At 55.1% G+C, this 13,309-nt stretch carries 7 protein-coding genes; 2 read left to right on the plus strand and 5 right to left on the minus strand.

Annotated features, from left to right (window positions below; genetic code table 11):
• Positions 1-63 precede the first annotated feature (63 nt).
• Both hslU and LGH74_RS05850 read left to right on the plus strand, forming a co-directional pair.
• Complete coding sequence (gene hslU, locus LGH74_RS05845; RefSeq protein ID WP_226173301.1) at positions 64-1,479, plus strand: ATP-dependent protease ATPase subunit HslU; 1,416 nt, start codon at positions 64-66, stop codon at positions 1,477-1,479.
• A 131-nt stretch (positions 1,480-1,610) separates the two neighbouring features.
• On the plus strand, positions 1,611-2,339 hold the full coding sequence (locus LGH74_RS05850) for an SDR family NAD(P)-dependent oxidoreductase (protein ID WP_226173303.1): 729 nt from the start codon (positions 1,611-1,613) through the stop codon (positions 2,337-2,339).
• A 63-nt stretch (positions 2,340-2,402) separates the two neighbouring features.
• Here the strand turns inward: LGH74_RS05850 and LGH74_RS05855 are convergent, their stop codons facing one another.
• The 5 genes from LGH74_RS05855 to LGH74_RS05875 form a co-directional block, all read right to left on the minus strand.
• Positions 2,403-4,049, minus strand: a complete 1,647-nt coding sequence (locus tag LGH74_RS05855) for a RagB/SusD family nutrient uptake outer membrane protein (protein WP_226173305.1) — start codon at positions 4,047-4,049, stop codon at positions 2,403-2,405.
• A 21-nt stretch (positions 4,050-4,070) separates the two neighbouring features.
• Positions 4,071-7,229 (minus strand): SusC/RagA family TonB-linked outer membrane protein, encoded by a 3,159-nt coding sequence (locus LGH74_RS05860; RefSeq protein WP_226173307.1) that lies wholly within the window; start codon positions 7,227-7,229, stop codon positions 4,071-4,073.
• Between the two features lie 306 nt (positions 7,230-7,535).
• Complete coding sequence (locus LGH74_RS05865; RefSeq protein ID WP_226173309.1) at positions 7,536-8,129, minus strand: hypothetical protein; 594 nt, start codon at positions 8,127-8,129, stop codon at positions 7,536-7,538.
• Between the two features lie 38 nt (positions 8,130-8,167).
• Positions 8,168-9,799, minus strand: a complete 1,632-nt coding sequence (locus tag LGH74_RS05870; RefSeq protein ID WP_226173311.1) for a SusD/RagB family nutrient-binding outer membrane lipoprotein — start codon at positions 9,797-9,799, stop codon at positions 8,168-8,170.
• 26 nt (positions 9,800-9,825) lie between these two features.
• Positions 9,826-13,152: a SusC/RagA family TonB-linked outer membrane protein gene (locus LGH74_RS05875; protein WP_348532986.1), complete on the minus strand. Its 3,327-nt coding sequence runs from the start codon at positions 13,150-13,152 to the stop codon at positions 9,826-9,828.
• Between the last annotated feature and the right edge of the window lie 157 nt (positions 13,153-13,309).

Here is a 13,309-nt window from a genome sequence, read left to right on the forward strand (position 1 = left end):
TGCGCGGGGGCGCGAACTGCAAAGTTCGCGCTACTGCTCTTCCTCTCTCTTCTCCCTCCACCTATGCTTGATTCTGCCACGTTTCTTACTCCGGCCCAGATTGTGGCCGAACTCGATAAGTACATCATCGGCCAGCACGATGCCAAGCGCCACGTGGCTATTGCCCTGCGCAACCGCTGGCGTCGCCTGCACGCCCCGCTCGATATGCAGCGCGAAATCGTGCCCAACAACATTTTGATGATCGGCTCAACAGGCGTGGGCAAAACCGAAATTGCCCGTCGCCTGGCCAGCATTGCCGGCGCCCCCTTCACCAAAGTTGAGGCCTCCAAATTTACGGAAGTAGGCTACGTGGGCCGCGACGTGGAAAGCATGGTGCGCGACCTAGTAGAGCAGTCGGTGAACATGGTGAAGCAGCGCCGCAAGGAAGAGGTGAAAAGCCGCGCCGCCCAGGCCGTGGAAGACATCATTCTCGACGCTCTGATACCGCCCGTAACGGGCAGTGGCCTCGCCACGGCCAAACCCTCGCTGGGCTTCGGCACCGACACCACCGGCGTACCCGAGTCGGACTACGAGCTGAACGAGCGGACCCGCGAGAAATTCCGCCTCAAAATCCGCAGCGGCGAACTGGACGAGCGCAAAATCGACATTCAGGTGCAGCAGCACGGCACGCCGGGCATCGGCGTAGTAGGCGGCCCCGCTGGCCTCGACGATGCTTCGTTGGCGGGCCTGCAGGACATGCTGGGCTCGATGATGCCCAAGAAAACCCGCAAACGGAAAGTCACCATTGCCGAGGCGCGCAAGATTCTGCTGGACGAGGAAGCGGCCAAGCTCATCGATATGGATGAGGTGAAGGACGAAGCCATCCGGCAGGCTGAAAACGCCGGCATCATCTTCATCGACGAAATCGACAAGGTAGCCAGCCGCGCCGGCAAGGGTGGGGGAGGTGGCCCCGATGTGAGCCGCGAGGGAGTGCAGCGCGACCTGCTGCCCATCGTGGAGGGCTCGGCCGTGAGCACCAAGTACGGTATCATCCAAACCGACCACATCCTGTTCATTGCCGCCGGGGCCTTCCACGTCGCCAAACCCTCCGACCTTATTCCGGAGCTACAGGGCCGTTTCCCGATTCGGGTGGAGCTACAGAGCCTGACCAAGAACGACTTCTACCGCATCCTGAAAGACCCCAAAAACGCCCTCACCAAGCAGTATGAAGCCCTGCTGCAGGCCGAAGACGTGCAGCTGTCTTTCGACGACGCGGCTCTGGAGCGGCTGGCCGAAATTGCCTTCGAGGTCAACGAAGAAGTGGAGAACATCGGGGCCCGGCGGCTGCACACGGTTATGAGCCGCCTGCTCAACGATATTCTCTTCGACGTACCCGACGTTATCGGGGCCCACGCCCACATTCAGATAACCCGCGAACTGGTCGAGGAGCGCCTGCGTGACATGGTCCGCAACCGTGACCTGAGCCAGTACATTCTCTGAGTTGGCGAGGCAGCAGGCAGTGAAATAGTGAGTGCCGCTTAACGGTAGCGGGTTTCCCCACGTAATCTGTGTGGGAGGCCTGCTGCCGCTAAGCGGTACTTCCCGTTTTACCACCTCACTATCTCACCCGCATGCATTATTACATCATCACCGGCGCTAGCCGCGGGCTGGGCCGGGCCTTGGCCGAAGCCGTATTGCGTCAGCCGGGCACCACCGTCATCGGCGTGTCGCGGCACGCAGCCATCGAGCACCCCCGCTACACCCACCAGCCCCTGGACCTGTCGGATATCATGGCCGTCGAAAACAACCTGTACAAGGTGTTTCCGCGCTGGACCGATGCGGCCAGCATCACGCTCATTAATAATGCTGCCGTAGTGGGCGAAATTGGCTATGTGGGCGAACAAACCAATGAGCACTTCAACTTCGTGTTCGATATAAATCTGGTAGCCCCGGCCATGCTGATGAATACTTTCCTCAGTGCCTATTCCGGGCTGAGTGTTCCGCGCACCATTCTCAACATCAGCAGCGGGGCCGCCCAGCGCCCTGTCGATGGCTGGGCTGCTTACTGCGCCTCCAAAGCCGCGCTGGAAGCCCTGACGGCCACTGCCCACAAAGAGCAAAGTCTGCGGGCCTCCGGTGTCCGGATTCGCAGCCTTTCGCCCGGGGTAATCGACACCTCCATGCAGGAGCACATTCGGGCGGCCGATGCGGCCAGCTTTAGCGAAGTTGCCCGCTTTGTCGATTCGCATGCCCAAGGCAAGCTGGCCGCCGCCGAAGAGGTAGCCGGCCAAATCGTGCAGTGGCTACAACGCCCTGGTGCGGCCCAGGAACCAGTAACCTTGCGCTTAGCCGATATTTAGATTCGTAACAAAAAAAGCCCCGACCAGAATGGCCGGGGCTTTTTGTATGCACAGAAGCTCGGATTAATAGCCGGGGTTCTGCTGGTCTTTCAGCGTGGGGTTATTGGCAGTTTCCAGGGACGGAATAGGCCACAGGAACAGGAAGGACGTAGCGTCGCCAGTCATGGGCACTGCTTTGGTACCAGGCGTAGCAATGGCACCTTTGCAAACGTAAGCCGCCGTTGCGATTTGCGCCGTGGTGTACTTGGCAGGAATACCGCCACCGGGTACGGGGCTGTAGGTCTTCTCACCCGACAAACGGTGGATATCGTCCCAACGGAAGCCTTCGGCCACAAATTCAATCCGGCGCTCGTTCAGGATAGCTCGAATCAGAGCATCACCGGTGAGGGAGCCGGGAGCATATTGATCGGCTGCCGCCACAGCACGGTTACGAACGGCGTTGAGCAAGGAGAGACCTAAGTCATTGTTGCCCAGGCGAGCAGCTGCTTCAGCCTGGTTCAGAATTACTTCTGCGTAACGGCTGATAGGAGCAAAGTCAGTGCTGGAGGCAGCATCCTTATACTTACGCGTTACGATGCGGGTAGCGTCCAGCTGCATAAGCTGGGTACGGCGCAAGTCGTCGCAGGTAAAGAAGGGGGCATTGTAGAGAATGGGGCTGATGGCCAACAGGGCACGGCCGGCACCGGCTGTGTTCTGGGTAGCAATGCGGGAGCCAAATACGTTGGGCAAGCCACCGTTTACACCGGGGTTATCATCCGCACTGTTTTCAATAGAGAAGATATTCTCGGCTACAACGGTAGTGCCACCCGGGAAAACGGCCTGAGGCGTTGGCATCAAAGCATAGCCACCAATGGGGCTGGTGAAAGGAGCCGCAGCGCTAACCAGCTTATTGCCTTCCTCTATTACTTTAGCCCAGTTGCCCTGGTGCTGCCGCAGACGCTGTTTCAAGGCAATAGCCGCGCCCTTGGTAGCTCTGGTCACCCGCAGGTTGCCCGAGCGGGTTACTGGCAAATTAGCCTCAGCCTTATCCAGGTCAGCCAGCATCTTATCGTACACATTCGCTACCGTGCCGCGGCCAGCGGCACGGGCCAGGGCTACTGCTTCTTCTGTGCTAATAGCCGACTCACGGTAGGGTACACCAGGGCTGGTGCCGTTGTTCAGCGTATACGGCTGCGAGAAGTGCAGCACCAGCTGGTGGTGCGATAAAGCACGCAGATACAGCAGCTCGCCCTCGTAAATAGCGGCCTGCTCGGCCGTAATTACGCCCGCCGCCGCCGCCGACCGAACGCCCGCCATGGTTACGTTGGCTTGGTTGATGACCGAGTAGCAACCGCTCCAGATGTTCACCAGGTTGGGGCTGGCAGGAGTAATGGAGTTGCCGTACACGATGAGGAAGAAGCCTGCCATATCAACGACATCTTCGCCGCGTACATCGTCTAGCTCCGTAGCTGCCGCACCGAAGGGATACCCCCGCGTTTGTAGCGCGCCACCTGCCAGTGCATCATAGAAGCCCGACTGAGCTGCGTTGTATACGCCCGTTACGGCCAGCGCTACCCGGGCCGGGTCGCCAAACACTACGTCTTCCCGCAGCGCATTCTTAGGGGCCAGATCAGTTACCTCGCAAGAGCTCAAGCCCAGCGTCATGGTCAGGCTGGTTGCCAGCGCCAGTGAACGGAAAGGAGTGCTTCTTATGGAAAAGAAATTAGTCATGTCTGTTTGAGTAAAATAAGCTTAGAACGACACGTTCAGACCGGCCATGATAACCCGCTGCTGTGGGTTGCTGTTGTTGTCGATGCCCGACTGGTTGTTCGACGTGTTACCCTGAGTAGCGGTAATGTTCGAGTTTACTTCCGGATCCACACCTTTGTACTTGGTGAAAGTTACGGCGTTCTGAATCTGGCCATATACCCGAACACGGCTCAAGCCCGTCAGGCCCAGTACGTTCTTTGGCAGGGTATAACCCAGGGTGATGTTCTGAATCCGGATGAAGTCACCTTTCTCCACAAAGCGCGTCGATGCGGCGTTGTTTTGGTTGGTGAAGTCCGAGTTGCCCTGGATAATGCGGGGCGTGCTGGTATTCGTGTTCGTCGGCGTCCAACGGTCCAGAATTTCGGTGCTGTTGTTCACAAAGTCCAGACGCAGCAATTGCTGACGCGTAACGTTCATGATTTTGTTGCCACCCGAGTAACGGGCAAACACCTCAAAATCGAAGCCTTTGTAGGTCACCGTGTTGGTCAGACCGCCGAAGAAGGTTGGGTTCGAGTTGCCTAGAACCTTACGGTCGGTAGCGGCGCTCAGCGTAGCAGCCTGGCTTACATCACCGGGGTTAGCGGGATTATACAGCGCGTAGCTGCGCGTATCCAGGTTGCCCTGTACCAGCGTGCCGGCCTGGTCCTGCTTACGGTAGATTGGGTTACCGTTGGCGGGGTTTACTCCTTCAAACTGATAGCCGTAGATAGCGCCGATTGGCTCACCTACCCGGGTCACGTTGTAAGGGTTCAGGATATCCTCGTTGCCATTGGCCAGGCGAGTAATTTCCGTGTTGTTGGTCGAGAAGTTGAAGTTGGTGCTCCACGAGAAGTCTTCCGTCCGGATATTCTGCGTGTTCACCGTCAGCTCGAAGCCCTTGCTGATCATGGCACCTACGTTGGCGTTGTAGCCATTCAAAGGAACCCCCAGGCTGATAGGCGTACGAACGAACAGGATCAGGTCGTCGTTGTCGTTCTTGTAGTAGTCAGCCGTTACCGTAATGCGGTTGTCCAGGAAGCCTAAGTCGATACCGAAGTCAGTTTTCTTCGAGTTTTCCCACTTCAGGTTCAGGTTACCAAACTGGCCGCTGGTGTTGTAGCCAATACCAGATTGGGAGCCATATTTAGCGGCACCAAACAAAGGCGCATAAGGATAGTCGCCAATCTCCGTGTTACCTACCACGGCGTACGAACCCCGCAGCTTCAGGTCAGATACGAAGCTGATACCAGCACTCTTGAAGAAAGGCTCTTCCGATACGCGCCAGCCCAGCGAGCCACCGGGGAAATAACCCAGCTGGTTGTCTTTGGGAAGCGACGAGATTTTATCGGCACGAACAGTAGCCGACAACAGGTAGCGGTCTTTGAAAGAGTAGTTAGCCCGACCGAAGTACGACTGATACCCACGCTCGTTGAAGTCACCGAAGATGTTGGGCGTGGTAATCGTGCCCGAGATGATGCTGTTCGAGCCGAAGTACAGGTCAGACAGACCCTGGCCTTGAGCCGTGAAGTACTGCTGACGCGACTTCTGCCACTCACCACCAACTACGGCGTTGATTTTGTGGTCGGTGCCCAGCGTGCGCTGGAAGGTTGCCGTTGCCTGGGAGTTCCAACGTACGTTAGGAGCCTGGCTTTGCAGTACAAGGCCATTAGCGCCGCGGCCGTCACCCTGGCGAGGGTCCCAGAACTGGAAGTCGTCGTTCAGGTTGGTGTCGGTACCAAACTGGCCCCGCAGCCGCAGCCCTTTTAGGGGCTCGATTTCACCGTAAACGTTACCCAGCAGGCGGTAGCTCAGGTTCCGATAAATGTTGTTCTCCAGCTGGAAAAGGATGTTGGGGTAGGCAAAGGAAATCGGAATGGTGTTGTTGCCTTGGCCCAGAGCACCCGAAGCAGGGTCAGAGTAGGGCGAGCCATCAGGGTTACGGGCCGGCACGTTCGGGAAAGCCGAAAGAGCGTTGGTAATGTTGCCCGACAAGCCGGCAGCAGACGTGTTCAAGCCGTTGGTTTCCGTACGGCTGGCACCCAGGTTAAATCCAACCCGGAACCAGTCTTTCACTTGCTGGTCAAGGTTTGAGCGGAATGAGAAACGCTTCAGGTCGTTGGCAATAGCTACACCTTTCTGGTTGGTATAACCACCCGAGAAGTAGTAGTTGGTTTTATCAGTTGCGCCGGATACCGACAAAACGTGGTTCTGCTGGAAGCCGGTGCGGAAGATGGCATCCTGCCAATCGGTGCTTACGGGGCTACCACCTTCCAGATAAGGGAAGGCAATGCCGGTAGAAGCCGGGTTGGCATTCTTGGCCTTCTCGTTGCTGATGGTAATGAAGTCTTCGGCACCCAGCACTTCGTACCGCTTCAGGGTTTTGGCCCAGCCAAAGTACGTGTCGTAGTTCACCTGGGCGCGGCCCAGCTTGCCTTTCTTGGTCGTAATCAGGATTACGCCGTTGGCAGCCCGCGAACCATAGATAGCCGAGGAAGAACCGTCTTTCAGGACTTCATAGCTCTCAATGTCGTTGGGGTTGATGTCAGCCAGGGGGTTGTTGGTGAAGCCCGAGCCAAGCTGGCTCTGGTTACCCGTGAAAATCGGAATACCATCCACTACAATCAGAGGGGTCGTACCCGACGAAATCGAGTTAACGCCGCGGATCAGGATGCGGGGCTGCTGACCCAACAGGCCCGAAGGCGTCGTGATGGTCACACCAGCGGCGCGGCCAGCCAATTGCTGCGCAAAGCTGGGCGAGGCGAGGTTCGCAATGGATTCACCCTTTACCGAGGCAATAGAGCCCGTTACATCCCGCCGCTCCTGCGTGCCGTAGCCAGTTACAACTACTTCACTCAGCTGCTTGCTGTCAACAGCCAGGCCCATGTTGAGCTGGTCTTCGGAGCCAATTGGTCGTTCGGTTTGAATGAAACCGATGGAGCTAAACACCAAGGTGCCACCAGTGGCGGGCACACTCAGCGTGTAAGTGCCATCAGAGTTGGTCGATACTCCATTGGAGGTGCCCTTAAGCAGTACGGTAACGCCTGGTAGGCCTTCACCGGACTGGCGGTCTGTTACCCGGCCGGATATATTCCGGTTCTGGGCTGTCACCTGTTGTAGCAAGGTGAACATGAGCAGAAAACTCATGAATAGAATTTTTTTCATGCAGAAAAAGGTTTGGGTTGGAACATTAAGCGGGGGCGAAATAACCGCTTTAACTTTTTAAAAATACTGACAGTTAGCCGAAACTAAATTCGTTCCGAGGGTTTTTTTCCAAGAATAACCTGGCTGATGCTATAAGTTAGTTATTTGTATATATAAATTATTCTTGTCTAATAGTCGAGTTTAATTAATTGTACAGAATATGCAAAATTTCGCCACTGCAGCAAGTATATTCTCCACTCTAGGGCAATAAAAAAGTGCTGACCCGATAAGGAGTCAGCACTTTTCAAGTAATGCCGGTAGGGTTGTCTATGGCAGTGGCTTGCGGAATACCGCAATGGCCGCATAGGGGGGCAGGGTCTGAGTGCCGGTAGGAGCGTTAAACTCATTTAGAGACGTGAGCATAATACGCCGGCCATCCGTTACCACAATGTCGAAAGTGAATACAATAGCATCACCTGCTAGCAGAAGATTGTTGAAGGCATTCGGATTTGTTGGTCGAACAGCAAGCAATTTGCCATCTGACAAGCGCTGCAGCCCTACCAGCACATCTTTACTGTTGATAGTAATAGTAGCCGGAAAGGAGCTGTAGTCACCTACTTTCACTCGCGGGCCTACTACGGAACCCCGCCGGTAGCTCTTGAATACTTCAACATGGTCGATCTTCAGGTCGCGGTCCTGGCCAGGATTGATCGTGAATTCGAACACCGGCTGGTTGCGGACACTAGACGGAACCGCCTTTGTGGTATCTACATTATAGAAATCTTTGCCGGGAGTAAGCTGGGGAAAAATAGCCGGTACGCTTTCAGCGGCCGGTGCGGGAAGCAGGCTTTCTTCTTTGCAGGAGGTGAGGGCCCCACCAGATGCAAGGAGTAGAAACAAGCCAAAAACTATTCTTTTCATGGAAGTCGGAGTTGTGATTGATGAGCAACAGCGCAAGCCTAGTTTACGTCCCAGAAAATCCGGTCTGTATACACGTTTGCCTGCGCCGGCGCATTGGGGTTAGACGTCAGGTCATCCTGCCGGTAAGGCAGGCGAATCGGATAATCTCCGGTCAGGCGCGTGTTTGGCTCTTTCGGGCTACCAGGCAGGGTAATAGCTGGGTAGCCCGTCCGGCGGTAGTCCGTGTAGATATCTTCGCCAAAGCCAAAGCCTGCCTTGTACTTCTCCTGCATGATAATGCGGAGTTTGCCTGCTACCGACGCTTCGGCATCGTAGCGCGCCAATACGGCCGTGATATAGCCTTCAATGGTTTGCGGACCTGACGCCGGACCCGTAGCCGGTATAAGCGGGCTGCCATCAGTAGTGGCAATTTCATTTACCTTGGCAAAGGCGGCTTTCATCCCCAGGTCCAGGGCCGTGCGGGCTGCCGTGGGGTTGTTCAGGATCATCAGTCGGGCCTCCGCCTCGGTAAAGCGCCGGCTGGCATAGGTCAGGAAGCGCTGGGCCACTATGCCCTTGCCGGAGTTTACATCAGCAATACCACCGGTGCCGTTGTCATATTTGCCCCCTACCGGATAAAGACCAGGCAGCGTACGGAAGGTGGAGTTAGCCTGGCTTTGGTTTGGACCGAAGCTGCCCACAAGAACCGTGATAAACCGGCCCAGCTGAAAGTCGGCCAGGGGGTTGGCTGCGGTAGAAGTGGCCTGGTTGTAGAAGTAGTATGCTAACCGTGGGTCAGGTTTACCGCCATTGTCAGCGTTAGCCAACATCATATCCACGTAGAAGAAACGACCAATCAGGTTTTCCCGGCTCGCCGTTACGTAGTCGGCAATGTAGCCGAGGTTACGGTTTTCCGGCGTAACGGAGGAATTGTATTTGAACTCGTAGTCATCAGTGTTATCGAGCATCAGCTCCTGCCCCAGCACTTCAGTTACCTTGGTGCTCAGGGAAGCGGCGTCCAAAACAGGGCCTGGGTTTAGGCGGATCTGGTTGTAGAGCTTCAGCTTCAGCGTCCGACCCAACCGGGCCCACTTAACTTTATTTCCCTTGTAAATCAGGTCGGCTTTATCCAGGCCGGTTGAAGTAACTGGTTTCGCCAGGTTTTCGAGGCCCGCATCGATGACGGTGAGCAGATCTTTATAGATTTCCGAGTCCTTATCGAATTTCGGGGCGCGGTTCGCCGAGCCGAGCAGTGCCTCAGAGTAGGGAATATCGCCCCATACGTCCACCATCTGGCTATACACAAATGCCTTTTGGATTTGGGCAATGCCTACATAATCCCAGCTCTGCGAAGCGGTGCCCTGCTTGATAACCTGCTCGTTGTTGATCAGGCAGTCGGAGTAGAGGCCAGCCCACTGGTTGCCGAATGAACTGCCATCGGGCGTATAGGAGCCCACGTCGCGCGTGCTGGCCAGTTGGTTGACCAAGGTGGAGGTAGCTTGGCTCAGCCCCAGGGCGCTTAGCCCGAGGTAAACGCTCATGGAGCCCTGGGTAGCGGGTAGTATTTCCTGAAGCCGGGCCGCAGTTGGGTTCAGTGGATCGACGTTGATGTCGTAGAAATCTTTGCAACCTGGCGTAGCGGCCAGCAAGCTCAGCAGAGCTACGGCAGCGGTACCTTTACGTAAATTCATATGAGAAGAAAACAAGAAGGTCAGGACTAGAAGTTAACCCGCAGGTTGATGCCGTAGCGACGCACGGAAGGCGTGTTGGTATACTCGATGCCCTGCACGTTAGAACCAGAGTTGAACGTGCTGGTTTCCGGGTCGAAGTTGGTGTACTTCGGAATGTTGGGCGAATACCACCACAGGTTGCGGCCCGATACGGAGACGTTGATAGAACCGAAAGGCGTCTTCTGGAGCAACGATTTGGGCAGGTCATAGCCCAGGGTTATTTCCCGCAGGCGAACCGTGGTAGCATCATAAATAGACTGCTCCGCCGTACCGTTGATTGCCGCTGAGCCAACACCGAAGTAGTAGTCGTTCAACGAAATGGCGGTGTTGTTCGGGATGGTGTTGCCGTTCGTGTCACGAATAGGCTGGTGGGTGCTTGGGTTGCCTTGCACCCCTTTGATGACCAACAGTTGGTCCCGGTCCTCGGTGTCCCTGGTTACGCCCCGGCCCAACTCCTGTTGCAGCGTAGTAGAATAGATGCTGCCACCTTTGCGGTAGTCAATCAGCGTGTTGAGCGTAATGCCTTTGTAGGAAAACTGGTTGATGAAGCCCATCAGAAACTGAGGGTTCGGGTTACCAATAATCTTGGGGTCCAGGGCCGGAATCATCCGGCCCGTAGTGGGGTCAATCAGCACGTTGCCTTGGTCGTCGCGGTCTACGTTGGAGCCATAAAGAGCACCGTAAGGTTGACCGGGCTGCAGGATTGGCTGTACCAGACCCGAGCCAAAGCCCGGATCAATAACGAGCAGGTCGAGGCCATCGGTCAGGCTCTCCACCATGTTTTTGTTGTGGGTGAAGTTGAACGTGCTCGACCAGCGGAAGCCACCTAGGTCCACTGGAATAACGGTAGCCGCTAGCTCCACACCTTTGTTTGAGATTTCGCCGAAGTTGGTAATCAGCACACCGTAGCCCGTAGCAGATGGCAGGGTCACTTTACCGATCTGGCTGGTGGTTCTGCGGTCATAAACCGAGGCATTGATTACAAAGCGGTTTTTCAGGAATGCCAGGTCGGTGCCGAATTCTACTTCCTTCGTAAATTCCGGGGTCAGGGCAGGGTTACCAATCTCAGAGCTCAAAGCCAGCGCCGGAATGCCGTTGAAAGGAAAGTCGGTAGTGCCGACGTTGTTGCCATAGCGTGGGTTGCTGACGTAGCGCGTCAGGCCGGCATCATACGGGTCAGCATCATTACCCACCCGGGCATAGCTGGCCCGAACTTTACCCGAGGAAAACCAGGGCAGTTCCAAATTCAAAGCCTCTGAGAAAACCAGCGAACCACTGGCACTGTAGTAGAAGAAGCCTTTGCCCGTGTTACCAATCTCGCCGTTTTTGTTCAGCGTAGATGATTGGTCCCGGCGGGCGGTAGCGTTAAGGAAAGCCCAGTCTTTGTAGCCTACGCCTACTTCGCTGAGCAAGCCCATCAAACGGCGTTTTTCAAACTGAGGGCCGTAGGGCTGTACAGCCGTGGTGTTACCCAGGTTGTCGATACCGAAGACGATAATGCCAGTACCCAGGAACGATTTCGCTTCAAACTGCCGCTGGTTGATCTGATTGCCAACCAAAGCACGTAGGCTAATGTCCTCCGTCAGGTTTTTGTCGAAGGTCAGTAATAGCGTTTGCTCCAGCTCCGTGAGCTGTAAGTTGTCTTCTACGATACGGCCAGTACCATATTTACCCGTGTTACCTGGGCGAATGGTAGAGCGGCGGGCATCCGTATACGTATTTACGCCACCCGTATAACTCAGCGTTAGCCATTCCTTAATAGCATAGCTGCCGTTCAGGTTAGCGGCTACGCGGTCTACCCGGGAAGTGTATGAGTTATTGGTCGTCGACCAGATAGGGTTGTCGGCTTGTTCAGAGAGCCAGCCAAAGACCGAACCATTGGTAACGGGGTTGGTGTTGGGCAGGCCCTGCAAATCAAGGTTACGGGGCATGAACATCAAACGCGACAAAGCCGATGAGCCGCCTTGGGCACTGCTACCACCCACCAGCGGGCCGCGCTGGGCCGAGTTGGTGTACGACACGTTACCGCCGACAGTGAGCTTTTGGAAATTGCCCGAACCACCGGCGCTGATGTTCGTGCGGACGAAAGACGAGTTAGGAATAATACCCTCGTTATCCGAGCGCGACAGCACAGTCGTGAACTTGGCATTATCACTATTTCCCGTCAGGGTAATCGAGTTGTCGAACAGGCGACCCGTGTTAAAGAAGTCCTTTACGTTATTGGGAGCAGCCTGGTAAGGAATAGTAGCGCCATCTGGGATGTTAGGAAAGGCGGGGTTGCCAGCTTGCGGATGAGGAATGGAAGTAGGGGCCTGCGGACTGCCGAAGCGTGGGCCCCAAGAGCCGTTAGTCGTGAAAGGACCAACGAAGTTAGCCCCGGTGCCGTAGCTATTCTGGTACTCGGGGAGACCTGCTACGTTTTCGATGGAATACGAAGAGCTATAGCCAAGCTGAATGCCTTTGGCACCGCGCTGGCGGCTACCCGTTTTGGTTGTAATCAGAATTACACCACCTGCAGCCCGTGAACCATACAAGGCAGCAGCAGCAGCACCTTTCAGAATTGTCTGCGACTCAATGTTGTTCGGGTCGATATCAACGGCCCGGTTCGAGTTTACAGTACCTTCTATCAACACGTTGTCTGAATCGAACTGCCGGTTGTCGAATGGTACACCATCGATAACAAACAGCGGTCCGTTGGTGCGTGTCAGCGACGTATTACCACGGATGATAATCCGGGTCGACCCCCCTGGGGTGCTACTGGCACTGGTTACGTTTACGCCGGTTACTTTGCCCGCCAAGGCGCGGATTGCATCCGGCTCTGACTTTTGGACAAGCTGATCAGCAGAAATGTCAGCAATGGCATAGCCCAGGGCGCGCTTCTCGCGGGATATGCCCAAGGCAGTTACTACTACTTCATTCAGCTGTTCGGTGTTAACCGAAAGAGTGACATCAATGGTATTGCTGTTGGTAATGGCGCGCTCTTGCGAACCGTAGCCCAACTGTTTGAACACAAGAGTGGTTGCATCGGCAGGAACAGACAAGGTATAGGTTCCTTCAGCATTGGTAGCTGTACCAATGCTGTTTCCTTTTACCAAAACGCTTACACCAGGTAAGCCGTCATTGGTAGTGGCATCAAGCACTCGTCCTGAAATTGACCGATTTTGCGCCCAAGCGCGCCCAATCAAAGTCAAAGACAGGAATAAACTCATTAGTAAGAGTTTTTTCATGAAGGAGTAGGTGAAAATGAAACAAAGTAAGTGAGTACTAGGGCGAAATGGTGATCCTAAAAATAGGAATAATTTCTTACTGAACATTGACAATATAGGGCTACTACATTCCTTGGATTAAGATTCTCAGCTTATTACTAACTGCCCGGTTGCAAGGGTAGAATTTGCTGCTGGTTATGTTATTGGATATGACTAATAAGCGCCAACCGGAAAGTTATAAGCACAAAAAAAGAAGGGCTGCCAT

Source organism: Hymenobacter lucidus (genome assembly GCF_020447265.1).
Classification (GTDB): domain Bacteria; phylum Bacteroidota; class Bacteroidia; order Cytophagales; family Hymenobacteraceae; genus Hymenobacter; species Hymenobacter lucidus.

Coding starts and splice junctions, on each gene's coding strand:
- LGH74_RS05850 (WP_226173303.1), top strand. CDS start 1,611: ATGCATTATTACATCATCACCGGCGCTAGCCGCGGGCTGGGCCGGGCC.
- LGH74_RS05870 (WP_226173311.1), bottom strand. CDS start 9,799: ATGAATTTACGTAAAGGTACCGCTGCCGTAGCTCTGCTGAGCTTGCTG.
- LGH74_RS05865 (WP_226173309.1), bottom strand. CDS start 8,129: ATGAAAAGAATAGTTTTTGGCTTGTTTCTACTCCTTGCATCTGGTGGG.
- LGH74_RS05855 (WP_226173305.1), bottom strand. CDS start 4,049: ATGACTAATTTCTTTTCCATAAGAAGCACTCCTTTCCGTTCACTGGCG.
- hslU (WP_226173301.1), top strand. CDS start 64: ATGCTTGATTCTGCCACGTTTCTTACTCCGGCCCAGATTGTGGCCGAA.
- LGH74_RS05875 (WP_348532986.1), bottom strand. CDS start 13,152: ATGTTCAGTAAGAAATTATTCCTATTTTTAGGATCACCATTTCGCCCT.
- LGH74_RS05860 (WP_226173307.1), bottom strand. CDS start 7,229: ATGAAAAAAATTCTATTCATGAGTTTTCTGCTCATGTTCACCTTGCTA.